This window comes from Vibrio sp. St2 (assembly GCF_947311885.1).
Lineage (GTDB): Bacteria > Pseudomonadota > Gammaproteobacteria > Enterobacterales > Vibrionaceae > Vibrio > Vibrio coralliilyticus.
In genome coordinates, this window is sequence record NZ_CAMZNA010000005.1 from 1 (window position 1) to 25,555 (window position 25,555).

23 protein-coding genes and 2 tRNA genes are annotated in these 25,555 nt (G+C 42.8%); 17 read left to right on the forward strand and 8 right to left on the reverse strand.

All coding sequences use genetic code 11. The annotated features are described in order from the left end of the window. Positions 1-5: 5 nt before the first annotated feature. From QMA41_RS15455 to uvrY, 5 genes are all read right to left on the reverse strand, one after another. Positions 6-81: transfer RNA gene (locus QMA41_RS15455), tRNA-Gly, on the reverse strand. Between the two features lie 3 nt (positions 82-84). Continuing rightward, positions 85-158, reverse strand: a tRNA-Cys gene (locus QMA41_RS15460). A 236-nt stretch (positions 159-394) separates the two neighbouring features. Continuing rightward, on the reverse strand, positions 395-952 hold the full coding sequence (gene pgsA / locus QMA41_RS15465) for a CDP-diacylglycerol--glycerol-3-phosphate 3-phosphatidyltransferase (RefSeq protein ID WP_006962717.1): 558 nt from the start codon (positions 950-952) through the stop codon (positions 395-397). A 78-nt stretch (positions 953-1,030) separates the two neighbouring features. Continuing rightward, on the reverse strand, positions 1,031-2,863 hold the full coding sequence (gene uvrC / locus QMA41_RS15470) for an excinuclease ABC subunit UvrC (RefSeq protein ID WP_045984873.1): 1,833 nt from the start codon (positions 2,861-2,863) through the stop codon (positions 1,031-1,033). Then, complete coding sequence (gene uvrY, locus QMA41_RS15475) at positions 2,863-3,507, reverse strand: UvrY/SirA/GacA family response regulator transcription factor (RefSeq protein ID WP_006962720.1); 645 nt, start codon at positions 3,505-3,507, stop codon at positions 2,863-2,865. The genes uvrC and uvrY overlap by 1 nt, the downstream gene beginning before the upstream one ends. A 337-nt stretch (positions 3,508-3,844) precedes the next feature. Between uvrY and QMA41_RS15480 the strand changes: the two genes are divergently transcribed. Then, on the forward strand, positions 3,845-6,208 hold the full coding sequence (locus QMA41_RS15480; protein WP_281630101.1) for a DNA polymerase II: 2,364 nt from the start codon (positions 3,845-3,847) through the stop codon (positions 6,206-6,208). Between the two features lie 460 nt (positions 6,209-6,668). Further along, the gene (locus tag QMA41_RS15485) at positions 6,669-8,519 is read left to right on the forward strand and encodes a leukocidin family pore-forming toxin (RefSeq protein WP_281630102.1); all 1,851 of its coding nucleotides are present in this window, start codon (positions 6,669-6,671) and stop codon (positions 8,517-8,519) included. Positions 8,520-8,595: 76 nt separating this feature from the next. On the opposite strand, the gene QMA41_RS15490 is transcribed toward QMA41_RS15485, so the two are convergent. Further along, positions 8,596-9,363, reverse strand: a complete 768-nt coding sequence (locus QMA41_RS15490) for a nucleotidyltransferase domain-containing protein (RefSeq protein WP_006962726.1) — start codon at positions 9,361-9,363, stop codon at positions 8,596-8,598. Positions 9,364-9,499: 136 nt separating this feature from the next. On the opposite strand from QMA41_RS15490, the gene yeiP reads away from it, so the two are divergent. Together yeiP and QMA41_RS15500 are read left to right on the forward strand one after the other, a co-directional pair. Then, positions 9,500-10,066 (forward strand): elongation factor P-like protein YeiP, encoded by a 567-nt coding sequence (gene yeiP / locus QMA41_RS15495; RefSeq protein ID WP_006962727.1) that lies wholly within the window; start codon positions 9,500-9,502, stop codon positions 10,064-10,066. A 2-nt stretch (positions 10,067-10,068) separates the two neighbouring features. Continuing rightward, complete coding sequence (locus QMA41_RS15500; protein WP_019277053.1) at positions 10,069-10,389, forward strand: HI1450 family dsDNA-mimic protein; 321 nt, start codon at positions 10,069-10,071, stop codon at positions 10,387-10,389. 118 nt (positions 10,390-10,507) lie between these two features. Here the strand turns inward: QMA41_RS15500 and ihfA are convergent, their stop codons facing one another. Beyond that, positions 10,508-10,804, reverse strand: coding sequence for an integration host factor subunit alpha (gene ihfA / locus QMA41_RS15505; protein WP_006962729.1), 297 nt, complete (start codon positions 10,802-10,804; stop codon positions 10,508-10,510). Positions 10,805-11,772: 968 nt separating this feature from the next. On the opposite strand from ihfA, the gene QMA41_RS15510 reads away from it, so the two are divergent. The 8 genes from QMA41_RS15510 to QMA41_RS15545 all read left to right on the forward strand — a co-directional run bounded on the left by QMA41_RS15510 (position 11,773) and on the right by QMA41_RS15545 (position 20,288). Beyond that, positions 11,773-14,289, forward strand: coding sequence for a hybrid sensor histidine kinase/response regulator (locus QMA41_RS15510; protein ID WP_281630103.1), 2,517 nt, complete (start codon positions 11,773-11,775; stop codon positions 14,287-14,289). A 412-nt stretch (positions 14,290-14,701) separates the two neighbouring features. Continuing rightward, complete coding sequence (locus QMA41_RS15515; RefSeq protein ID WP_281630104.1) at positions 14,702-17,215, forward strand: response regulator; 2,514 nt, start codon at positions 14,702-14,704, stop codon at positions 17,213-17,215. A 291-nt stretch (positions 17,216-17,506) separates the two neighbouring features. Then, entirely contained in the window at positions 17,507-17,749 is a 243-nt protein-coding gene (locus QMA41_RS15520) for a hypothetical protein (protein ID WP_006962734.1), read from the forward strand. Positions 17,750-17,874: 125 nt separating this feature from the next. Beyond that, positions 17,875-18,426, forward strand: a complete 552-nt coding sequence (locus QMA41_RS15525) for a septation protein A (protein ID WP_045984879.1) — start codon at positions 17,875-17,877, stop codon at positions 18,424-18,426. Positions 18,427-18,518: 92 nt separating this feature from the next. After that, positions 18,519-18,917, forward strand: coding sequence for an acyl-CoA thioester hydrolase YciA (yciA, locus tag QMA41_RS15530; RefSeq protein ID WP_006962736.1), 399 nt, complete (start codon positions 18,519-18,521; stop codon positions 18,915-18,917). Between the two features lie 113 nt (positions 18,918-19,030). Further along, positions 19,031-19,327 (forward strand): YciI family protein, encoded by a 297-nt coding sequence (locus QMA41_RS15535; protein WP_006962737.1) that lies wholly within the window; start codon positions 19,031-19,033, stop codon positions 19,325-19,327. 1 nt (position 19,328) lies between these two features. Then, positions 19,329-19,727, forward strand: coding sequence for a GspS/AspS pilotin family protein (locus QMA41_RS15540; RefSeq protein ID WP_281630105.1), 399 nt, complete (start codon positions 19,329-19,331; stop codon positions 19,725-19,727). 339 nt (positions 19,728-20,066) lie between these two features. Beyond that, complete coding sequence (locus QMA41_RS15545) at positions 20,067-20,288, forward strand: hypothetical protein (RefSeq protein ID WP_006962739.1); 222 nt, start codon at positions 20,067-20,069, stop codon at positions 20,286-20,288. Positions 20,289-20,349: 61 nt separating this feature from the next. On the opposite strand, the gene QMA41_RS15550 is transcribed toward QMA41_RS15545, so the two are convergent. Further along, positions 20,350-20,598, reverse strand: coding sequence for a DUF1289 domain-containing protein (locus tag QMA41_RS15550; RefSeq protein ID WP_006962740.1), 249 nt, complete (start codon positions 20,596-20,598; stop codon positions 20,350-20,352). A 213-nt stretch (positions 20,599-20,811) separates the two neighbouring features. Between QMA41_RS15550 and QMA41_RS15555 the strand changes: the two genes are divergently transcribed. From QMA41_RS15555 to QMA41_RS15575, 5 genes are all read left to right on the forward strand, one after another. Then, complete coding sequence (locus tag QMA41_RS15555; protein WP_019277059.1) at positions 20,812-21,258, forward strand: META domain-containing protein; 447 nt, start codon at positions 20,812-20,814, stop codon at positions 21,256-21,258. Between the two features lie 204 nt (positions 21,259-21,462). Further along, positions 21,463-22,605, forward strand: a complete 1,143-nt coding sequence (locus QMA41_RS15560) for an ABC transporter substrate-binding protein (RefSeq protein ID WP_172845793.1) — start codon at positions 21,463-21,465, stop codon at positions 22,603-22,605. Between the two features lie 27 nt (positions 22,606-22,632). After that, positions 22,633-24,342, forward strand: a complete 1,710-nt coding sequence (locus tag QMA41_RS15565) for a thiamine ABC transporter permease (RefSeq protein ID WP_281630106.1) — start codon at positions 22,633-22,635, stop codon at positions 24,340-24,342. Next, positions 24,308-24,955: an ATP-binding cassette domain-containing protein gene (locus tag QMA41_RS15570; RefSeq protein WP_006962744.1), complete on the forward strand. Its 648-nt coding sequence runs from the start codon at positions 24,308-24,310 to the stop codon at positions 24,953-24,955. The genes QMA41_RS15565 and QMA41_RS15570 overlap by 35 nt, the downstream gene beginning before the upstream one ends. After that, positions 24,948-25,553, forward strand: coding sequence for a CDP-alcohol phosphatidyltransferase family protein (locus QMA41_RS15575; protein ID WP_019277062.1), 606 nt, complete (start codon positions 24,948-24,950; stop codon positions 25,551-25,553). The genes QMA41_RS15570 and QMA41_RS15575 overlap by 8 nt, the downstream gene beginning before the upstream one ends. The last annotated feature ends 2 nt before the right edge of the window (positions 25,554-25,555 follow it).

Here is a 25,555-nt window from a genome sequence, read left to right on the forward strand (position 1 = left end):
AAATTTGGAGCGACACACGAGGTTCGAACTCGTGACCTCAACCTTGGCAAGGTTGCGCTCTACCAACTGAGCTAGTGTCGCAAATGGAGGCGCGTCCCGGAGTCGAACCGAGGTCCACGGATTTGCAATCCGCTGCATAGCCACTCTGCCAACGCGCCTTCGTAACACCAATCGTCTCGCTTATTTCGCTGCGTTCCTCTTGGGTACGGGATGCATTCTACGGATTCGAACTAATGAGTCAACACTATTTTTAATTTTTTGAATCGTTTGTCTAATTAACAGTCAAAAGCTTCTAATTTGATTAATTTACTCTCAAAATTCTTTTGATTTTGACCAAGTTAACTTAAACAAAGTAGATGAGAGGTATAAAAAAACGGGCTATTGCCCGTTTTCTTTAATGATGCTCTTCACTGAGAAGATCGTCTTTGGCTGCCATTAAATACTGTGCCATAGACCAATAGGTCAATACGGTAGCAACATAAAGCGCGGCGTAACCTAACCAAATCATCCAGTCATCATAACGCCAGATAAGCACCCATAAAGCAAACATTTGGCTAAGCGTTTTTACTTTACCTACCCATGAAACTGCCACACTGGCACGTTTACCAATTTCTGCCATCCACTCACGCAATGCAGAAATAATGATTTCTCGAGCAATCATAGTCACGGCAGGAATTGTGACCCAAATAGAGTGGTAGTGTTCAGTGACAAGGATAAGAGCGGTCGCGACGAGGACTTTATCAGCAACAGGATCGATAAAAGCACCAAAACGGGAGGTTTGCCCCAACTTTCGCGCTAACATTCCATCTAGCCAGTCCGTGAACCCTGCAACCCAGAACACCATTGCCGCTGCAAATGGTGCCCAGCTGTAAGGAAGATAAAAAACCACGACAAATACTGGAATAAGGAAAAGTCGTAACAAAGATAAAATGTTAGGGATATTTAAACGCATATTTATTGAGGCTCTTATCGTTTGCGTATTGCTCTGTTCACTGCTTAAAAACAGGGCTCTTATGGTGCGGGATTTTTCCTATTGTTTCAATGCTTGATAAATGTTTTCTGCCAAAGAAACACTAATCCCAGGGACTTTGGCGATTTCTTCAACGCTGGCACGTTGAAGTTCCTGCAATCCCCCCATGTATTTGAGCAATGCCTGACGACGTTTCGGCCCCACCCCTTCAATGCCCTCTAAGGCACTGGTTCTTCTTGTTTTTCCACGTTTGGCCCGATGCCCTGCAATGGCATGGTTATGGCTTTCATCACGGATATGTTGCATCAAATGTAGAGCTGGCGCATCACTAGGCAGGTTAAACTCTTCACCGTCTGTGGTAATCAAAGTTTCCAATCCTGGTTTACGCGTCACTCCTTTCGCAATACCAATCAAACGTGGCCGTTTAGGCCAATCTCCCCAGTACTGTGAAATGATTTCAAATGCTCGGTTAAGCTGCCCTTTACCACCATCAATAAACACAATATCTGGGATTTTTTCTACATCTAACTGCTTAGAGTAACGCCGCTCAAGCGCTTGTCCCATCGCGGCGTAATCATCACCACCGGTAATTCCAGTAATATTGTAACGACGGTATTCCTGCTTCACTGGGCCTTCTTGATTAAATACAACGCAAGAAGCAATCGTACTTTCGCCCATCGTATGCGATATATCGAAGCATTCCATACGAGCGATGTTGTCCATACCTAAGACTTCCCGTAGCTCTTTAAAGCGTTGGGATATCGTCATCTTGTGGTTGATTTTGGTAGTAATGGCTGTCAGTGCGTTGGTATTCGACAGCTTAAGGTAGCGCCCACGAGTTCCCGTCGGATTAACATGAAAATGGACTTTACGCCCAGCGATCTCACCTAAGGCTTCTTGCAACGGCTGCGATTCTTCCATCAGGCCGGAGTTAAGGATAATTCGTGTCGGGATAGTTCGTGCTTCGTTGTGGCTCAGGTAATACTGGCTCAAAAAACTATAAAACACTTCTTCCTGAGTCGTATCATTTGGAATCTTAGGAAAGTGGCTACGACTGCCTAAAATCTTACCTTGGCGAATCATCAGAATATGGATACAGGCAATGCCATTTTCTTGAGCAAAACCTAGGACGTCCATATCATCTTGGGAGTCCTCAGAAACAAACTGCTGTTCCTGAACACGGCGTATCGCTTGAATTTGGTCCCTGAACTTCGCCGCGTCTTCAAACTTAAGACTTTTACTGGCCTGCTCCATTTTTTCAACCAATGTTGTTAGAACCTGCTGATCTTTTCCTTGCAGGAACAAACGAACAAAGCCCACCAGCTCTGCATAATCTTCATCGGAGATAATACTGCTAACACATGGCCCCGCACATCGGCCAATTTGGTACATCAGGCAAGGTCGAGTTCGATTACTGTAAACCGTATCTTCACATTGTCGAACCGGGAAAATTTTTTGAATTAGGTGTAGCGTTTCCCGCACAGCTCCCGAGTCAGGGTAAGGCCCAAAGTATTCTCCTTTGCGCTTTTTTGCACCGCGGTGCATCGATAGCCTCGGGTGCTTATGGCCGCTGACAAAAATGTAAGGGTATGACTTGTCATCACGCAGTAATACATTGTATTTGGGTAAATACTGCTTAATGTAATTGTGTTCAAGTATCAGGGCTTCGGTTTCGGTGTGCGTTACCGTGACATCAATCTTGTCAATGTTACTGACTAAAGCTCGTGTTTTTTCGCTGTCTACTTTCTTACGGAAGTAACTAGAAAGGCGCTTTTTGAGGTCTTTGGCTTTACCTACATAAATGACAACAGCCTCGGCGTTATACATTCTGTACACGCCGGGCTGATTAGTAACGGTTTTTAGAAAGGAAGCCGAGTCGAATGTGGCGGTCACTACAATGTCTCGGTGTCTAACATTCCATGGCGGATGGCTAGATGCGTCAACTCTACATCACCACTGATATCCAGTTTATTGAACAAACGGTAGCGGTAGCTGTTGACGGTTTTCGGGCTCAAATTCAGCTGCTCTGAAATATCGGTTACTTTCTGCCCCTTGGTGATCATCATCATGATCTGCAACTCACGCTCAGAAAGATCGGCAAAAGGGTTTTCCGATGCTGGAGAGAATTGGCTAAGCGCCATCTGCTGAGCAATTTCAGGAGAAATATAACGTTGGCCGCTATTTACAACACGAATTGCGTTGACCATTTCATCTGGCCCCGCACCTTTAGTCAGGTAACCTGCGGCACCTGCTTGCATCACTTTAGTTGGAAACGGATTTTCCGTATGAACAGTTAAAACGATGATTTTCACATCAGGATTGAACCGCAAGATTTTCTTGGTTGCTTCTAAGCCACCAATACCCGGCATATTCATATCCATCAAAATGACATCGGCATGATTGCTACGACACCATTTCGCTGCGTCTTCACCGCTTTCAGCTTCCCCTGCTACGTTCATTCCACGGACGTCTTCAATAATACGTCGTATCCCTGTGCGAACCAGCTCGTGATCATCTACAAGGAAAACACTTATCAAACTTGTATCTCCACACTTCTTGATTGGCTCTGCACCCACTATTTGTAGTGGATAACAGCATGGCAGCCTATTTTAACTTAAATTATGCTTTTTACTTACTCTGAATATGTGCTCAAACGCAAACTTTAGCAAGTACTTATTTTCATATCTGCTGCTTAATACACAATTGACCTATTAATCAGTAGGTTGGCCTACTTTATTGCTGCTAGTCACCAGACAAACATAATCTTTGTCTGAGCTTCATGCATTTCATTTACTGGATATTTATACAACCGTTTATGCTAAGCTAATGATACTAAACCTCATCCATTGTTTGGTTTTATATAGAGCAGTACAAATGTCCGTCCAACAAGGCTTCCTACTTACCCGTCACGCCAGAGATGTTTCTGGTCAAACTCAGATCGATTTATGGTTATCTACTGATAATGGGCCTGTACAGCTTGTTATACCGGGAGAGAAACCCGTCTTCTTTATTCCTCAAGACGATATCAAGCAATGCCAAACTCTAATTAAAGAGTTATCGATTCAGGCTGAGATAAAACCTATAGCGCTGCATAGCTTTGATGATGTAAAACTTGCGGCTTGTTACTGCTTAACCGTTAAAGACGGACAACGACTAAGTCAGAAATTCAAACATCACGACATTCTTGTACTCGAAGACGATATACGCCTTGCCGATCGATATTTAATGGAGCGTTTTGTTCAAGGCAGTGTCGAATTTGCCGGTCACCCCCAACGCAGGAAAGACTACACTCGCTTTTCAAGCGTCAAATGCCGTCAGGGTCACTATACTCCTCAGTTAAAGGTTGTCTCACTCGATATCGAATGTTCAGAGAAAGGCGTTCTTTACTCTATAGGACTCGATAGCCCTATGGACAGCCGCGTCATAATGATTGGAGAGCCGCAAGCTGCTGAAACCGAGATTGAGTGGGTTCAAGATGAGAAACACTTATTGTTATCGCTGATCACGTGGTTTCAGCAATTTGATCCCGATGTCATCGTAGGCTGGAACGTGATTGATTTTGACTTTAGGCTGCTACATAAACGTGCCGAGTGGAATAAAGTCAGATTAGCGATTGGACGTGCGAATCAGGCAAGTTTTTTTCGCACCTCAAGTAACACTCAACAAGCATTCATATCAATGCCAGGTCGCGTGGTTTTAGATGGTATCGATACGCTAAAAACCGCCACTTATCACTTTCGAAGCTGGTCGCTAGAATCGGTTTCTCAGGAGTTACTCGGTGAGGGTAAGCAAATCCACAACGTTCATGATCGAATGGACGAAATCAATTACATGTTCAAAAAGGACAAACCCTCACTTGCAAAGTACAACCTGCAAGATTGTGTTCTAGTCAACAAGATTTTTGCCCACACCCACTTGCTTGAGTTTGCCATCGAACGCTCTAAATTGACTGGTGTTGAACTGGACCGTGTCGGCGGCTCGGTCGCGGCATTTACCAATCTTTACCTGCCACAAATCCATCGTGCTGGGTACATTGCCCCTAACCTACATTCTGAAAACTGGTTGGCTAGCCCAGGGGGCTATGTAATGGACTCCATCCCAAACCTGTATGATTCGGTGTTAGTTCTGGATTTTAAGAGCCTATACCCTTCCATTATCCGTTCATTCCTAATTGACCCAATGGGTTTGATCGAAGGGTTGAAATTGGACGTGGGTAAACAGGAAAACCAAGCTGTTGAAGGATTTCGTGGCGGTCAATTTCATCGTAGTAAACACTTTTTGCCCGAGATGATCGAAAACCTGTGGGCGGCGCGTGATATCGCCAAGAAAAACAACGAAAAGGCGTTCTCACAGGCGATCAAAATCATTATGAACTCCTTCTACGGCGTACTGGGCTCTTCTGGCTGTCGCTTCTTTGATACTCGCTTGGCATCAAGTATCACTATGCGTGGTCACGAAATCATGAAGCAGACGAAAGTACTCATCGAAGAGCAAGGCTATCAAGTGATTTATGGGGATACAGATTCCACGTTTGTTTCTTTGAACGGGCAATTTTCTCAAGAGCAAGCCGATGAGATTGGCCATCAGCTTGTCGAACATATCAATTCGTGGTGGACGACCCATCTCAAACAAGAATACGGCCTTACCTCTATCCTCGAACTGGAGTACGAAACCCACTATAAAAAGTTTCTGATGCCAACTATCCGTGGTCAAGAAACTGGCTCCAAAAAACGTTACGCTGGCTTGATTGGTGAAGGTGACAGGGAAAAAATAGTCTTTAAGGGATTGGAAAGTGCTCGCACCGACTGGACTCCGCTTGCTCAGCGCTTTCAGCAAGGTCTGTATTCACTGGTTTTCCATGGTGAAGATCCCTCTGACTACGTTCGGGATTTTGTCGAAAGAACCATGGTGGGCGAATTTGATGATGAACTCGTTTACCAAAAAAGGCTACGCCGGAAGCTACACGAATACCAGAAAAATATTCCGCCACAGGTGCGTGCGGCTCGGTTAGCGGATGAAATCAATGCTCAGCTAGGCCGCCCTTTGCAATACCAAAACAAAGGACGAATTGAATACCTGATTACGATTTCTGGCCCTGAACCCAAAGAATACCTTAAAAGCAACATTGATTATCAGCACTACATTGATAAACAGCTTCAGCCTGTTGCAGAAGCTATCTTGCCATTTATTGGCATCGATTTTTCAACGCTCAGTGAGCCTCAACTCGGTTTGTTCTAAACTGAACAAACTATTTTGCATCTATCATTATTTCCTCATAACGGCCAAATGCGGACTGTTTCTCAAGGCCTAGGTTGAACTACCTACAAAGTACTTTTGACGGGCGCTGTTATTCGAGATGAATACACTCCATTTTTACGTATCGATGTGCGCTCTACTGCTCATACTGAAAGTAATGCGCTCACCTATGAGTTAACCGCCAATGGTATGAGACACTTGTTCAGAATCAAATACTTGATCATATAACATGCATCTTTGCTTGCGATTTTTAACTCATTTTTAACCCCATTTGTACTATTAACGACATGCAGCCACCATTTGAACATTCGGTGCTGCTTAATTCTTTATTTTGACCAAACCTAGCGAATCACACAAATCTTGACTATTCCCGTTAGCAACTTGATTGGTGTCCAGACTGCCAGCGTTCAGGTTTATGTCATCAAATGACAAGAGAGATAGTATGAAAAGAAAGTTCAACCTGCTTCTAATAGCCGTATCAAGCGTTTTGAGTGCCAACATTTGGGCATCAGAATTTGACGAGCCTGCTGGAGCAGCCATTAATATTCTCAGTGCCTTACAAGATTCAAGTGCGGTGAATTACATCAATGCTGAGAATCTCGTCAACGGAAACAGCACATCACCAACATTATCCCAAGTAAAAACTCAGGTTTTGGTGGAGAACAAGCGCTATTTGATCGACTTTAGTAATATAGAACATGAAACTGAAAAAAACATTGCTCGAGCCAAGCTCCGTAGAAGCTTGGGATTATTGACTCTCGGAGATATGGTAATCATTAGTGAGCACAAAGGTAAACTCCTGTTTAGTCAGTTAGAGAGCTCTGATGACACCAACCTTAAACGTCTTGAATACAAACCTAAATCACGCCGAGTAAAGAAAAGCATCTCCCCTCTTGCAGAGGTGGACAACAGCATACCTAGGGTCGCTTTCTATATCGAGGCGAAACGTACCATCAGTGATGCAGCATGCAATCCTACCTGGAATACTTACCAAGGCCCCGTTAAAAGTACAGGCATGTGTGACAATGCCCATATTTCTTTAATTTATCAGGTGACGCTGCAACGTTCATTGCCATTTGGAACCCAAGGAAGCGCAACGCCTGATGCCAAAATAGTGAGAATTGCAATTGACGATTCAACGACCGGTGCAGGTATTCAACTGAACCAAAACTTCGATAACATTCTGCTTCATACACGCGGTATACCATGGCCTGAAGGCGGCGACGAGCATGAGATGGTGACCACAGCTCTCGCGCAAAGCTATGACTTCAATTTCAATGCTTCAAATGAAAAAGCTCGTATCCTGCGTACCGTGCCTAAAAGCAATTTAAACAAGAACTACACTAACCGTGAGATTTCAACCTTTTCATTCGGTGTGGTCACGGGAGGTGAAGCAAGTAGTGACGGCGCAAAAGGCAAACTTGAAGCTTCGGCAAACTGGACAGAATCAAAATGGCTATCCTTTGAAACCAATGACTATCGAGTCGATCGCCATTCAAATGGCCCTCAGCATGTAGGTTTCGAGTGGGCAAGGGAGCAATACCCAACCGCAGAATCAGTTATGGTCACCACAATTCATGGCTATACGGCGGGAATCACACTGCCTGTAGATGAAAGTCGTATCAACAAAATGGGGCACGCAAGCTTCCTACCAAAAATGGAAGTCATATACTCTGCAGCCCCTGATGCAACGGGCAACACCAAATTTGATATTGACTCCACTGTCGACATCACTGGATTTAGGTATATGACGAACGTGACGCCGTTCTTCGGAGTACGAACCTACTACGCTAAAGACGACGATCACCAAGTCAATAGCGTCAATAAGAACATTAATTTTGTCGTTGATTGGGACCACCCTGTGTTCACTGGAGGCAGACCAGTGAATCTGCAACTTGGCGGATTCAAGAACAAATGTCTGGCTATCGATACTCAACAGCAGATATCCGCTAAAGAGTGTGATGAATACGATAACCAACAAGCTTTCATCTACAGTCAAGATGGTCATTACATTAGTGCATACAATACAGAATATTGCTTAGACAGTACCGACCTAACTCAAGCTCAATCATGCAACTTTAGCCTCACCCAAAAATGGAGTTGGGAAGAAAAAGCTAACCAAGATAACTTAAAAAGTGCTCACCTCGACCATTATCTGACACACGATAAACAGAATGAGAAACTAAGTATGACTGCCAGTACGCAATCGGAGGCTAGCCTTAGTACCAAGATGTACACACGATATGTCAATGTTTTTGATGCTTCTACGGTAGAAACCAACTCGTATAAGTAATCAGCCGCATACCTAAAGTGAGAAATTGAGCGGCAATAATAGACGTTTTAGCTTTTATTGCCGCATAATCAATATCTTAACCTATCTTAAATTCGGTTTTCTTGTACTGTTTAGCTAGCCACTCACCGAAACCATCAAGAATGCCAACGACGGATCGTTTTGCTATCACTCGTCCTGTGAGCAAAATCCCTAACCGTTCAATTTCGACCTGTTTATCAGGATAGTAGCGAAGAAAGTTCTGCCCACATTCAATAGGATCATCGAACCAATTTTTATCTTTGTACATCACTAGCGAATAGCTCGCACGCAGCAGCTTCTTGGCAATAACTATCTGTGCTTTTGACTGTTCCTCTGGCGTCGCAGAGCGTGCAATACGATTGCGGTACACTGCGACCCAATCTTCAACATCCATATTCCAATGTTTGGCGATTTCCCAGCTTGGCTCATAGTCGCCAAAACACTCAGAAAGGTCTTCACCGTAAATACACACAGAGCAATGACGAAGCTGAAATCCCCAAGAAAAAATGCTGTCCAAGCTCGCCACCTCTTTCACAAGCGTATTCTTTAGCGACACATCTGTTAAGAATGGATAGGACTTCTGAAAACGCCATTTAATAGAGTTGAACAAGGTGGTTCTGACATCACTAAAGCTGTCATGCGTAACAACCAATACGTCTAAGTTAGAACGATTAGGCTTTGCCCTCTTACGAGCGACACTGCCGTACAGATAGACACTGTGTAGATTGTCACCCAACCCTCCCTTTAGAAAAGCGATAAGATCGTTAATGGCAGGCTGATACCTTTCCTGAAAAGGTTGCTTAGGGTCAATAACAGAAAGATGCATTTAGTTGATAACAATAATTTTTAGGCTTTCGATTCTTTAATGTTCGCCCACACGCAGACACGAATCAAGATATTCCTTCCCTTAAGCACTATGTATATAATACGACGATTCCATCTCACACTAAGGAAACACTTTTATGCCAAGGGCAAGTGAGCTTAAAAAAGGTTTTGCTATCGAATCTAGTGGCAAAACACTTCTGATTAAAGATATCGAAGTCACCACTCCGGGTGGTCGCGGCGGCGCAAAAATCTACAAACTTCGTTGTACTGATCTTGCGACAGGCGGACGTGTCGATGAGCGCTTTAAATCAGACGACGTAGTTGAAACGGTAGATATGTTTAAACGTGCTGTTGCTTTCTCTTACGTGGATGGTGACGAGTACATTTTCATGGATAACGAAGATTACACTCAATACACCTTCAAGAAAGAAGAAATTGAAGACGAGCTGCAGTTTGTTACAGAAGAAATTCAAGGCTTACATGTGATTGTCGTGGATGGCAATGCAGTAGGACTAGAGCTTCCAGCTTCTGTTGAGCTTGTAATAGAAGAAACTGACCCATCAATAAAAGGTGCTTCAGCTTCGGCGCGCACGAAGCCTGCACGTTTCGCGACAGGTTTGACAGTTCAAGTTCCTGAGTACATTGCAACAGGTGACCGTATTGTTATCAATACCACTGAACGTAAATACATGAGCCGAGCGTAATTATGTCCGAACTGATCTCCTATGATGACGCCATTGAAACGGCCTATGACATCTTTCTAGAGATGGCTCCAGATAATCTTGAAGCCGCAGACGTTATTATATTCACCGCTCAATTTGACGACCGTGGTGCTGCTGAGCTGGTTGAAACTGGCGATGATTGGGCTGGTCATGTAGGTTTTGAAGTTGACAAAGAAACCTACGCCGAAGTCCGCATTGGTCTAGTCAACGAAGAGAATGATGTCTTGGATGAAGTGTTCGCCCGCCTACTGGTAAGCCGAGATCCAGAACATAAGTTCTGCCACGTTCTGTGGAAGCGAGACTAAACAACAAAAAATACCCAAGCTTTTAACTTGGGTATTTTTCAGAAATAACTAGAAGACGAATTATAGACAAATTCGTCTTCTAGAATTCTATCGGTTTCAACTGACAAACGCGTGCTTGTTAGCCTTCTACCTTGGCATTTTCTACACGGGCTTTTAGTTTCTGCCCCGGGCGGAAGGTGACAACGCGACGAGCACTGATTGGAATGTCTTCACCCGTCTTTGGGTTTCGACCTGGACGTTCGTTTTTTTCTCGAAGATCAAAGTTACCAAATCCAGACAGTTTTACCTGTTCGCCACTCTCTAGTGCCTTACGAATTTCTTCGAAAAACGCCTCAACCGTTTCCTTGGCATCCCGTTTACTGTATCCGAGCTTCTCAAACAGGTTTTCAGCCAAATCGGCCTTTGTGAGCGCCATAAAACTTTCCTCAAAGCTGTGTTAAACAATGCTGCCGAATTGGCAGCGCCAAAGCATTTTGCCCAGCCAATCAACAACATATCGGCTTTACTTGGGAAAGTGTATGCCAACCTTCTGATTTTCGCCAACTTTTTTATTAATTGAAGGCAAATTAATCATTAAAAACAAATAGATATATGACCTAAAACAAACATGCCGACTAAGCGGTTAGTTCAAAAAATCTTTATTTTTCAGATAATTAATTCATAAAAATCAGAACCATCAGTATTAGAGTCTGAATTTATTGGCAAAAAATTTTCTTACGCTTAACATGATAGTGAATTCAGTCTGTTAACTAAGTCAGAATCCTAAAGCAAAATATCGACTTACAGTATGACAGAACAACTTATGCAAACTGGTATGCTTTTGGAGATATCTTCAACATATCCTCCTTCTCTATGCTCATCATCAGGCGAGCACAAACCCAAACACAACTTCTGCTTACCCTTAGAAATAGGCCACCTACAAACAGAACAAGAACAGTAGAAAGTTCAAGTGTTTCTTCTCTCTTCGTTTAAGAGAGTTTATTGTTAGGGGATAAAGTTATGATTACTTCTAGAGCTCAAATGAAACAGCAACGCATTGGAACTTCAATCTAAAAATGAGACTAAAGCTAAATAAAAAATTAGTTGCATAAGTAAATTTGTTAGATAATCAAGGCTAACGTACTTTTAACAGAGTACAATAACAAACGTATCTTGATGTTAAATGCATCAGTAAATTATGGGATAGCTAATAGTCAGAGTAAAAAACAATAAATTATATACAATGCCCATTAATATAGCACCTGAATATAATAAATCAAACTAGAGATGGCTTAAATCAATTACATGTTTGAATGAAGTGTGAAATATATAAATTAATGTAGTTAGGCATTACTCGATTTAATTAAATAAAACGACGTCAGAAATTGGTGAAATTATAACATTATGTTCACTTATCTATTGAGCCAGGTTTTATACCCTAAAGCTATAATCCTGATTATTGCAGCACTAACCTTGTTACTATGGGCTGTATACTTCTGTTCAGCTCTTATCAAGCGCTATGGAAAAGCCAGCATACGGCTATATTCCTATTACATATACTATATGGCAGGGTTGTTTGTTTGGATACTGAGTAACAGTTATTTTCATACAGACTTTCTCAAAGAGTTCGGCGGTCACGTTGCCGTAAACATAGCTATTATTGCCAACTTGTCTGCACTCATTGCTTTCGCTTCTGCGTATTTATTTTCAGCTAAGTTGTATAATTTCTATACTCAACAATCTATTGCTCGCTGGCAAAGCACAATTGTCGTCATAACAATTATATTTGCTGTCTCTTGTAACTTGATACCCGGCTTGACTGTACGAGGAATAAGCATTGCAGGCCCAAGTGACTTTGAACTGGATTTTGGTTCATACACCAAGCCATTTTTTTTAGGGCTTGCTATTTTGGTTGTTCTCACACTAGTTAACTTAATATGTCTTAGAAACAACCCAAATATAATTCGCAGAACTCGTATCAATTACATGATTTTGGGTATGACCATATTTATGTTTTCAACTGCGATTATACAACTTGGATTTACTCTATTTTTTGACAATTTCTCATTGACCTGGCTACCTCCTGCGCTATCTGTACGAGAAGTTCTGTTTATGGGGTATGCCATATTAACGTCTAGATTTTATAGTCCAAGATACATTAGTTACATCTTAGTCAGTGTGACGATAACCGCATTTATTTATGCCGGTTTTATTTCCTCATTCTATTCATTTGAGGATGCAAATATCTCAGAGATCGCAATAATCGCTCTAATAATCGGAGTATCTTGGCCAAAGCTTTATAAAACGGTAAGAGGAATAAACTGTAGGTTGTTTTACGGCGAGTCACTATCTCCAGTCGAAAAAATAGCGCTTCTAGAAGAAGATTTTCATCAATCGCCAACCCAAGCAATGAAAAAGCTCGCGGAATACCTAGGAGTTCCCAAAGGAAAACTTCGCTTGTTAGACAACTATCAAGGTGCGAACGCCTATCAACGTTATTTTGAGGAGCAAAATACTCCATTGGTGATTGATGAAGTAGAAGAAAAACTTTCACAAACCAAAGACAGTGAACTCCACGTCATACGTCGTAATATGAAGGAAACACAATCCTCTCTTGTTCTACCCATCTACGATAGTGACAAACAGCTCTCTCATGTGTTGGTATCAAGCTCTAAACCAGAAGGTGTCTATTTCTCCTTTGAAGAACTATCTGCGTTAGAGCGTGTGCTTCGGAAGGTTCAACTCCATATCTCTTATGAACAAAAAGTACGTCAGTCACAAGCACTGGCAAATTCGATCGCTCATGAGATGCGTAATCCTCTCGCCCAAGTTCAGTTTGAGTTTGAAAACTTAGGACAGAAAATTGAAAGCCATCAGCCGTATAATAATCTCACCATACACGTAGATAAAGGCAAACAGGCAATTAATCGCGGTAGTCAGCTCATTGATATTATCCTACGAGAGGTAAATAGCTCATCTCTTGATCAGGAACCCGCGATACCAACATCTATCTCTGTAGCGATTCAAAAAGCGGTAACTCAATATAGTTTTGATAATGAATCGATGCGTCAGAGGGTTCGCTTGGATATCAGTCAGGACTTTGTCGTTAATCTTAACGAAACTCTTTTTAATTTTGTCTTGTTCAATCTACTGCGCAATGCGATCTACTATTTCGATTCTTATCCTGACAGCACAATTTACATCCGAACAGAAAAAGGAAATTGTGAAAATCGAGTAATTTTTTCAGATACTGGCCCTGGTATCCCTCAAGACTATCTAGTCAGAATCTTTGACGACTTTTTTAGTCACAATAAGAGTGGCGGAAGTGGTTTAGGGTTAGGTTATTGCCAAAGGGTGATGAAAGCATTCGGAGGTTCAATTCACTGTGAGTCTCAGGAAGGGGAATACACCGAGTTTCATCTATCATTCCCAATAATCACATGTGCATCACAGCACGAGGTAAACATTGGTACCCCTAAAATTGCAAAAACAGCTATTCAAAAGCCAACAAACGATTTAGTTGTTAACGTGACACAATCCTCAGAAAGATCTGAAAAACATCTAATTTTGGTTGTCGATGACAAAGAAATTCAACGTTCTCTAGTCAAGTTATATCTTGCTCAGTTGGGTTACGACGTAGTCCTAGCCAACAATGGCAAAGTAGCCATTGAGATCATTCGCAGTAACCCAATTGATCTGGTTTTTATGGATATACAAATGCCCATAATGAATGGCTTTGAAGCAGCAAGCATCATAAAACGATATCATCCAACTATACCCATTATCGCGTTATCTGGAGAGGCTGGAGAAAAAGAATTAAACATGATCAGTGAGCTAATGGATGGGCGGCTTTCAAAACCTACGACCAAACAAGCACTCGATAAAATATTAACATCAGTTTTGTCAATGAATACTCACTAGTCGAGCCTATATAGTGGCAACAGAATAACAATTATTAAAAATCGAAATAACGGAAAGTGATAAAGAAAAGAGCAACGTATTTTTCCACTTTTTAATCATATTTGATGCTTAAAAAAATAAACCTAACTTAGTCGTCTTCGGTCACAATCCGCTCAAACACTCTTCTTATAAGAAGCTGTTAATGTTGAAAAGTGGGATTGGGGTCAGACACGAATAAAAAACCAGTTGCATAATTTATTTTGTCATGTACATAAGATTACCAACGTTGACCTGCTGGTTCCATCGTCATTGGCTGTCTGAGACTTTTTAACTGTAATGTTAGTTACTAAGACCCAAATGAATATTGACGGAGACTAAAAACGAAACTCGGGCCAACGATAGCAACGTCAAAAACTGGTGAAAGCAGAACATCATGTTCAGTTATTTATTGAGTCAACTTATGTATACCAAGGCGGTCGTTTTAGTTTCAACCGCTCTACTCGTATTGATTTGGGCTGTCTACTTTTGTACAGCGCTTGCAAAACGCCATGGAACATTCAGCTTGCGGCAATATAGCTACTACGTTTGCTACACAATTGGTGTTTTCATATGGATTCTTAGCAATAGCTATTTCCATACTGGCTTGCTTCTACACTTTAGTAATGAAGTGGCTGTTAAGATGGCTATCATTGCCAACTTAGCCACTTTGCTTGCATTTGCTTCCGCATATTGCTTTATTGCAAAGCTACATAAACATTACACAGGCCGATCGGTACCCCATTGGCAAACAGTATTAGTTTCGGCTATTTCTATTTTTGGTGTTGCCTGCAATTTACTTCCAGACTGGACGGTAAAAAATATAGAGATCACTGCCCCAAGTGACTTTCAACTGGAATTCGGCCCTTATACTAAGTACTTTTTTCTTGGTTTTACCACGCTAATTGTCCTGACATTTGCCAACTTACTTTCGCTTAAAAATAGTAACAGTCCTATTCGCCGAACTCGTATCAACTACATGATATTAGGCATCACAATCTTCATGTGTTCGACAGCTATTATTCAAGTTGGCGTAACTTATTTCTTCGAAGATTTCTCAATGACTTGGCTACCACCAGCGTTGTCACTTAGCGAAATGCTGTTTATGGGTTATGCATTGCTTACTTCTAGATTCTATAGTCCAAGATACATTTGCTTCGTTACTCTGAGCGTTCTAATAACAACTCTCATTTACGCTAGCCTAATTTCAATACCTTTCCCGTTTATTGAAATGACATTGACCGACGTATTACTACTGGCCTTACTCGTTGGTATGACCTGGCAAACACTCTACAAAACGATACAAAAAGGCGTCAGCCTAATCCTATATGGTGACTCACTATGTCCTGTAGAGCGTATTTTTAGATTAGAAGAAGAATTTCAGCGCTCACCCGCTCAAGCTATGGAAAGTCTTGCCAATTATTTAGGAGTTCCTAAAGATAAACTTCGCTTACTTGATGACTACCAAGGCGCAAACTTATACCGCGCCTATTTTAAAAATCACAGCACCGCACTCGTCATCGAAGAAATTGAAGAGTCGTTATCGCAATCCGGAAATCACACGTTAAGTCTCATTCATAACAACATGAACAAAACGCAATCAGCCCTTGTTCTGCCTATATATGAAAGTAAAAATAATCTTTCACATGTTTTAGTTTCTAGTTCTAAGAGCGAAGGTGTGTATTTTTCTTTTGAAGAACTATCAGCATTAGAGCGAGTGTTTCAAAAAGTCCAAGTGCATATTAACTATGAGCGTGAGATTCGTCAGTCACAAGCTTTAGCCAGCTCGATTGCTCATGAAATGCGTAACCCTTTTGCACAAGTCCAGTTTCAATTTGAACACTTAGGATCAGGAATTAATAACAACCGACCGCCTGAAGAGCTTGTGACGCATGTGAACAAAGGAAAACAGGCTATAAAACGCGGCCACCAACTCATTGACATCATAATGCGAGAGGTGGGGAATGCATCACTCGCTCAAGAGCCAGTGGCCCCTTCATCTATGTCATCGGTGATAGTTACAGCAGTGAATCAGTATGGGTTTGATGACGATTCTACGCGTCAAAGAGTTCACTTAGATATTGAGCAAGATTTTATCGTAAAATTAAACGAAACCTTATTTAACTTCGTTCTCTTCAATTTGCTAAGAAATGCGATATATTATTTTGACTCCTACCCGAACAGTGCAATAACAATACGAACACTAAAAGGTAGCGACCAAAACCAGGTTGTATTTTCTGATAGCGGCCCCGGAATTCCTGAAACATACGTATCTCAAATATTCGACGATTTTTTCAGCCACAATAAGAGTGGCGGCAGTGGTCTAGGGTTGGGATACTGTAAGAGAGTAATGAAAGCCTTTGGCGGCTCTATTCGATGCGACTCGAAAATTGGTGAATATACAACGTTCTATCTGAATTTTCCTGTTACTTCAGATAAAGTGGAAAATTGTCAAATCAATGAATCGGTTGTGACCTCAGGCAATGTAGGTACTTTGCCAACACTCCCCCCTACTTCAGAATTAACACCAACAACTAACCCAGATAAACCTCTAATCCTTGTCGTAGACGACAAACGAGTTCAGCTTTCACTCGCTAAGCTTTACCTTGAGCAGCTGGGTTACAACGTCCTACTGGCAAATAACGGAAAAATCGCAGTTGAGACGATTCAGAATAACCCAATTGATCTCGTCTTTATGGATATACAAATGCCGGTAATGGATGGATTTGAAGCCGCTACTCTAATAAAGCGTTCACACCCATCTCTCCCAATCATTGCTCTATCAGGTGAATCGGGAGAAAAAGAACTGAAAAGAATCAGCGAACTTATGGACGGGCGTTTATCCAAACCAACGTCAAAGCAAGCGCTCAATCAGATACTGATATCGGCTTTGCCTACTACGATGCAATAACATTTTCGTAGTTTCAAAACGACTCGCAATTTGCGTATCGCTCAGTCGTGAGTAAATAAAACGGTTATCTTTCTTTATGACGTTATACTTGTGTTTGAAATTTGACACCGAGATTTGATTCACTAACTGTTTAATATACATGACGAAAGTTGGCTACAACCTCATTCAAGTTGGTTGTGGCATTCATTATGCTTCTAGAGAACTATGAATGAAAAAGTGGCGATGTTTTGTCTTCGCTACTTTCTCAGCCTGAGAATGTTGTCAGGCTGGCATAGATAAGAGAGGCAGCTTATGGAAATTCATCGTCATACTTATTATCGCCTTATCCATCATGGCATTAAGAGCTTATTAGTCGATCGCATAGGTCATTTTACCGAACACGAGTACCATGATTATCTCAATTACATGACCGGCAAATCCAGCTGTTTTGCCATGACTAATGAAGAACTCGAAGTTGCCGTCACCAACCTGAAAAACGAAGGCTACTTAGAAGACATCAAACCCTTGATTCGACGCCTCGAAATGCACTCTTAGCCTACAGTCCAAGGCCAGCAATATATTGCTGGCCTTGGACTGTTAAAGCGAGTACTGCTTAAGCCTTTGTGAATTGCTCAGATTTGGTTAGACTGAAGGCAACTTCGGAATCGATAGACCTTACAATGAAACAACTGATTGATTTTATTCCACTCATTATCTTTTTTGTCCTGTATAAAATGCACGACATTTACGTGGCTACAGGCGCTCTCATCGTAGCGACAGCAATCCAAATAATCGTTACCTACGCCCTATACAAAAAAGTTGAAAAAATGCAGCTTGTCACCTTTTTGATGGTGGCTTTTTTTGGTGGCCTAACCATATTCCTACACGATGACAATTTCATTAAGTGGAAAGTTACCATCGTATATATGGTCTTCGCAATCGGCCTTGCCGTCAGCCACGCCATTGGCAAATCCGCCATAAAAGGCGTGCTTGGCAAAGAGATTAGCCTACCCGATCCAGTATGGGCGAAGGTCACTTGGGCGTGGGTTGTATTCTTTTCTATCTGTGCAGGACTCAATGTGTATGTTGCGTTTGAGCTACCACTTGATGTGTGGGTCAATTTCAAAGTCTTTGGTCTACTTGCAGCAACATTTGGTTTTACTTTGCTGACCGGTATCTACATCTACAAACATCTGCCAAAAGACAAGCCCGAAGCCGACTCTGGTGACTAACCAAGCGTTTTTGATATAATCCACACTAATTTTTCCCCATTGGGGTATTACAGCGGCCGAATTGGCCGCTGTTTAGTTTTATGGATGTCAAAATGAGTAATGAAATCACTTCCCCTCGTGGACAAATGCTTTTACGCACCCTTGCCATGCCTGCAGACACCAATGCAAATGGTGATATATTTGGTGGCTGGATCATGTCACAGCTCGATTTAGCAGGTGGCATTCTGGCAAAAGAAATATCGGGTGGACGGATTGTCACTGTGTCTGTTTCAAGTATTACGTTCAAAAAGCCAGTTAAGGTTGGCGATGTTGTCTGCTGCTACGGTGAATGTACCAAGATTGGCCGCACATCGATGAGTATTGATCTTGAAGTTTGGGTAAAACCTGTCAAAGAGCATGGGATAGAAGATCGCTTCATGGTGTGTGATGCGACGTTCAACTATGTAGCCATCGACACTGAGGGGAAACCTCGCCCAATCAAACAAAACTAATCTCACACTTTGCTGTCAGAAAGTCTTTAAAAAGCTGTTACATTCTGTAGAGTTAGGCTAATCACACAATAAGCGGCTGCGCTGTCGCTTATTCATTATAAGGACATCAATACATGTGGTATGTAATTTTCTCTCAAGACGTTGAAAACTCACTGGAAAAACGTTTAAGTGCGCGCCCTGCTCATCTAGAGCGCCTTCAAACACTTCAAAACGAAGGCCGACTGCTTACCGCAGGCCCAATGCCAGCTATTGATTCGGACAATCCTGGCGAAGCGGGTTTTACAGGCTCTACCGTTATTGCTGAGTTTGATTCTCTTGAACAAGCTCAAAACTGGGCTGATGCGGATCCGTATATCGAAGCAGGTGTCTACGAGAAAGTGATCGTCAAACCTTTCAAGAAAGTATTTTAAGATGAGAATGAAGATTGCGTTAGGTGTGCTTTCTGCCGTTCTTTTGGCAGGATGTGCGTCACCGGAAGGAGACAAGCAAAGAGAACTGGAGCTGCTCGCAAGCAACCGAGCCAGTCTGCTGGCCTCAGAACTGCCAATGGAAGCTGGCCCGCTTTCTATTATGAGAGCCACTGCGAAAGGCACCATGATAGAAATTATGATGGTATACAATCAAGATGCTAGAGGTGCTAAACCCATCCAGCAAGTGCTTCGCCACAGCATCAACAGTTACTGTACGAATCCCGATACCAAAAACAATTTGGATGTCGGGTTGAGCTATCGATTGAAGATGCGTAACAGCCGCGGTCAATTAATGGTTGACGAAATAGTGACTCAACAAACCTGCCAAGCTAAACAGTAACCTCCCCTTCAGCAGGGTAACGACTCCTTAGACCTCGCAATGCGGGGTCTAATTCATTGAAACATCTGCCCACGTAATCTCGCCCATCAACTTGATAACACTCTAGTTGCATAATGGACATAGCACGAATAAATGAAGTTTTTATGACACCGATATTGAGTCATAAAATGGATAAAAACCGCTAAGTGCCTATCGATTATCAAAATAATTCACCTAAAGTCGGCCATTCATCCAACAAATAAAAGATATATAATCTTTAAAACTGTGATCTTGCATTGACGCTTATCCAATCGCCTTCTAACTTTTCATATTAGTGTCATAACCAAGGAGGATCACCCAATGAAGCGCGCAAGCAATTCCTACCGTCTGCAATTAATAAAAGAAGTCGCCACCCGGCAAGAGCGGCTGAGCTGCGGTGATCCTATGGCCAACTATATCCAACAACTATTAGACTCCAAATCTGAGTCTGAGCTGCATGAAGAAAAAAATTATCGCTTTAGTGGCAACCACTTCGACGATCATGTCGGGGGGTGGGTAAGTGACAAGTGGGGATTAAAGTAACCCGTAAGGTTAGGACTATAAGCGAGAGGGAACACTTCTCGCTTTCCTGTTTATTGAGCAGTTAAAAGAGATCTTGCTGAGGACTTTTCGGATCAGATTCCGCTTGCTGCTCTATTCTAGAGCCTAGCATTTTTCGACGATAACGCTGCCGACAAAGTTTAATAATGTGCAATTGCTCCGCAGGGGTAAAAGTCAGCCAATTGAAGCGTTCTTCACGCTTGCGCATACAGCCCTTACAGTAGCCTTTTTCATCTACTGTGCATACGCCTACACACGGGCTCGGGACGACAAAAAATTCTAGCTGCTCCATCTGTGCCTCTTCATAGTTTTCTCAGCTACGCTTTAAGCACCTATTACTACTTTATTGCATCTATAATTAAATAAAATTCAATAACTTTCATTATGTGACTGTAAACAAACTATGACCTTAACCTGACAAAAACAGTGTTTTATAACCTATACTTTGTGCCATTAAAGTCGACAAAGTGTCGGTTAACGTTTCTATATTTCGGAGTTCATTACTATGAAGTTTAGTCCAAAAACATTACTTGCAGCTGTCACCCTACCGTTTGTTATGACGGCTTGCGCGAGCAATGGAGGCGATGTGAAGCAAATAACAGTTCAAGATCTTCAGCATCATAATTGGGAACTGGTTAGTATTGATGGAAAAGAAGTAAAAGCGGAAGGTCACCAAAAACGACCTCGCCTAGAATTGGGTGAGAACATGATGGCCAACGGTAACGCAGGTTGTAACAACTTCTTCGGTCAGGCTGAGCTCAAAGATAATCAGTTCCGTATCGAGAAAATGGGCATGACGATGAAAATGTGTATGGGTGACGCGATGGATTTAGAGCAGTCATTCTCAAAAACGCTCGCTGAATGGAGCGACATGTCCCTGACTAACGAAGGCATGGTACTAAAAAATGACCTTCATACTCTGACTTTCAAGCTAAGTGATTGGAAAAACTAATCACCCGCAAGAATAAACCAAAGCAGCCACCAAATGGCTGCTTTTTTGTTGCCCGTAGAAAAAGAGAACAAATCTCATACAACCCGCATACAATTCCTTCAAATACATAAAAAAATTAAATTTTTTCAGTCATAATGAATGAAAAACATGGATAGCACGGTCTATCACAAAACTTATAGATTCATTCAAAGGGTAAGGACAACCATGAAAAGGCTGATCACTCTCATCTCCACTGTACTTCTGTCTGTTGGAGTAACAGCACAAGACAATTGGCAGCAAGTAACAGAGAAAGCAAAAGGACAAACCGTATACTTCCATGCTTGGGGTGGCAGTCAAGAAATCAACAACTATCTGCGCTGGGCGGATAAACAGTTGCAATCACAATATGGCGTGACACTAAAACATGTCAAAGTCACTGATATCGCCGAAACCACCACTCGCTTGATTGCAGAGAAAGCGGCCGGAAAGAATACTGGCGGCAGTGTCGATATGGTTTGGATCAATGGTGAGAACTTCAAATCAATGAAGAACAACCAATTGCTTTTCGGTCCTTTCGTCGAACGTTTACCAAGTTGGCAACAAGTCGATAAATCCTTACCCGTTGATAGTGATTTCTCAGAGCCTACCGAAGGATTAGAAGCACCTTGGGGGGTAGGCCAGTTAGTATTCATTCACGATAAAATGACGCTCAACAACCCTCCAGCATCGTATGCTGAAATGCTCAGCTATGCTAAAGCATTTCCGAACAAATTGAGCTACCCTCGCCCACCCGCATTCCATGGCACCAGCTTTCTTAAAGCCGTATTAATTGAACTGACCGCTAATGATCCGTCTTTAGCCAAACCCGTTGAACAAGTGGATTTCAATGCCGTCACTGCGCCTTTGTGGAAATACCTAGACGAATTTCACAAAGTCGCATGGCGCCAAGGCAAGCAATTCCCAGCAAGCTCTGCTGAAACAGTGCAATTGCTTGACGATGGGCAATTGGACTTAGCCATCACATTTAATCCAAACTCAGTTTATTCAGCACAAGCGAACGGTAATCTGGCTGAGACTACCACTGTTTACGCAATGGATGGCGGCGCTTTGTCGAACATTCATTTCCTAGCGATTCCATGGAATGCGAACGCGACAGAAGGTGCATTAGTCGCGATTAACTTCCTATTGAGCCCTGAAGCTCAATCACGCAAAGGCGATTTGTCTATCTGGGGCGACCCATCCGTACTTCAAAATCAATACCTGACAGGAAGTGCAAAGAAAACGACCTTGTTTAAATCCGTTGCCGAACCACATCCTAGCTGGCAGGCTGCTCTGGAAACAGAATGGCAAAAACGCTACGGTAATTAAGAACAATCATTAGGTTACGAGAGCCAGATGTTAAGAGCTGCGTACATAGTATTAATTTTGCTTTGCATTGCGCCAACAATCCCCGGATTAGTTGGTGTATTGCTCTCATCATTTGGCTACGTTCCTCCTGTCGGCCTGTTCGATTTCTCACTCAGCAGCTATCAGCAGTTTTTCGAATGGCCGGGGATTGAGCACTCCATTGGGCTCACTTTATTCAGCTCCATAGCCAGTACTTATCTTTCTTGTTTAATCTGCTTTGCGATTCTTCAAAGCCTTTGGTTAGACCGCCATTGGCGAAAAGTTGAAGCACTGCTTTCCCCCTTGCTAGCAATGCCGCACGTCGCTTTCGCGATTGGATTTGCTTTTCTGTTCGCTCCTACAGGTATGGTTGCACGTATGTTGGCTCAAACCTTAGGTATTGACGTAGACACACATGAAGCAACTTGGTTAGTGCATGACCCTTATGCGCTGGGGTTAGCCATGGCACTTTCATTTAAAGAAGTGCCATTTTTGCTGCTCATGAGCATTCCCGTTTTGCAGCAGATTAAAATCGATAAGCTGTATCAAGTCAGCACCTCTTTGGGGTATTCACCCGCACAAATGTGGTGGAAGTCGGTCTTCCCTCTTTGGTTGGTAAGAATGCGCTTCGCTTTGTTTGCCGTGATGGCTTATGGCGTTTCCGTGGTCGACTTGAGTTTGATCTTGGGCCCAACTAATCCACCTACTTTGGCCGTATTAGTATGGCAGTGGTTTAACGACCCTGACTTATCACTGATACCTCGTGCGGCATCAGGCGCGGTCATGCTATTTGTGTTAGCCAGTTTGCTTTTAGTCTTAATCGTGCTGGTCGAAAAACTTTTCGTTGGTCAGTTTGGTCAGTGGCAATACTCAGGTCGAAGAGGGTTTAGCCTTCCCGGGAAAACGTTATTTACCTTTTCGGCCATTTTAGCCGGCATTATGTTTCCACTGATGTTGATCTGGAGCTTCGCTCATCGATGGCGCTTTCCGGACCTTCTCCCAACGCGATATAGTGACCGCTTTTCGAGCAATGAGTGGCTCAATATATTGCCGACGATTAACCAAAGTTTGATCATTGCCGCCGTTACCGCTTGTTTTGCTTTGCTATTGGGCGTGGTGGCTCAGGAAAGCCGTATCCGTTTTCGCTTGCACTTACCGGGTTATGTCATTGCTTTACCTATGCTTATCCCGCAGCTTTCTATCTTGTTTGGTATCCAGATAACCACGCTCTACTTGTCTGGTGATGCCTATTACACCTGGGTCATCTGGTCACACGTATTCTTTGCTTTCCCACTTGTGTACTTAGCACTCGATGGCCCATGGCGAAGCTATGACAACAACTATACTCGAGCGGCATTAAGCCTTGGCAAAACGCCTCTTTTTGTCTTTTTTCATATTAAGGTTAAGTTGCTGCTACCAGCCATCTTGTACGCTTGGGCTGTCGGAGCCAGTGTGAGCTTGGCGCAATATCTACCGACTCTCATGCTCGGTGGGGGCAGGATTGCAACCGTGACCACGGAAGCCGTAGCTCTTTCAAGTGGCTTCGATCGACGCGTTACTGCCATCTACGCGATTTGGCAAGCCATCTTGCCATTTGTTTTCTTTGTCTCTGCCATCCTTATTGGCAGATTCGCATTGCGACAACCTGATTATCAAAAACAAACGAACAAGGATGCCCTTACGCATGACGCTGTCTCTAGAAAGCCTCGCCATCCATAAAACCAGCGGTGAAGCCCTCTTTTCTGATTTGAATATATCCGTTTCAGCACAGGAAGTTGTTTGTCTAATGGGCCCCAGTGGATGCGGAAAATCAACCTTGTTAAGCTTGATTGCAGGACATATGAGTAGCGAGTTTGTCCATTCCGGGCGCGTGCTACTGAATGGCATTAACTTGGCTGAACTTGAACCTCATCAGCGACAAGTTGGAATTCTGTTTCAGGATGATTTGCTATTTCCACACCTAAACGTGTGGCAGAACCTCGCTTTTGCCCTTCCTAACTCAATCAAAGGCGATGAAAGACGCCACCAAGCCATGGTTGCATTGAACAAGGTTGAGCTATCACAACTCGCAGATTCATTTCCTGACCAGATCTCCGGCGGCCAACGTGCTCGTGTCAGCTTGCTCAGAATGCTGTTAGCTAAGCCTAAACTGGCGCTGTTAGATGAACCATTTAGCAAACTGGATAAAGAACTTAGAACACAGTTTCGTGACTGGGTCATCGCTCAACTGGCAGAAGCCAATATTCCTACTCTGATGGTCACGCATGACAGGGATGATGTTCCTGAGAATGGACGGGTATTAAGTTGGCCGTGGGAGACTCATCATGCTTGATCGGTTCAGTATCAAAGTCATTCGCTCCCCTTTGGCTATTACAGCCGCCGGATTAGATAAACTCGGTGTGACCGCAAACCAAACGACGCTAAGTGGTTTTCTTCTTGGGTGTCTGGCGTTTCCTGCTCTGTACTTTGAGCAATACGAACTGGCACTTGTGTTCATCGTTATTAACCGAGTATTTGATGGTTTGGATGGCGCGTTAGCTCGGCGTCAGGGCATCACAGATGCAGGTGGATTTCTCGATATCAGCCTCGACTTCCTGTTTTATTCTCTGATCCCATTTGGCTTTGTGGTTGCTAATCCAGAGCAAAACGCAGTTGCGGGCGCCTTTCTCATTTTCTCATTCATTGGTACTGGCTGCAGCTTTCTTGCTTTTGCCGTCATGGCAGGGAAACGTGGAATTGAGAATCCTATTTATAAAAACAAATCCCTTTACTATATGAGTGGGCTGACTGAGGGCACTGAAACCATAGCGTGTTTCATTGCGTTTTGTCTTTTCCCGCAGCACTTTGCCATCATTGCATACCTGTTTGGCACAGCCTGCTGGTTCACGACCTTTACTCGCATCTATTCAGGTTTCCACACTCTGAAATAGAC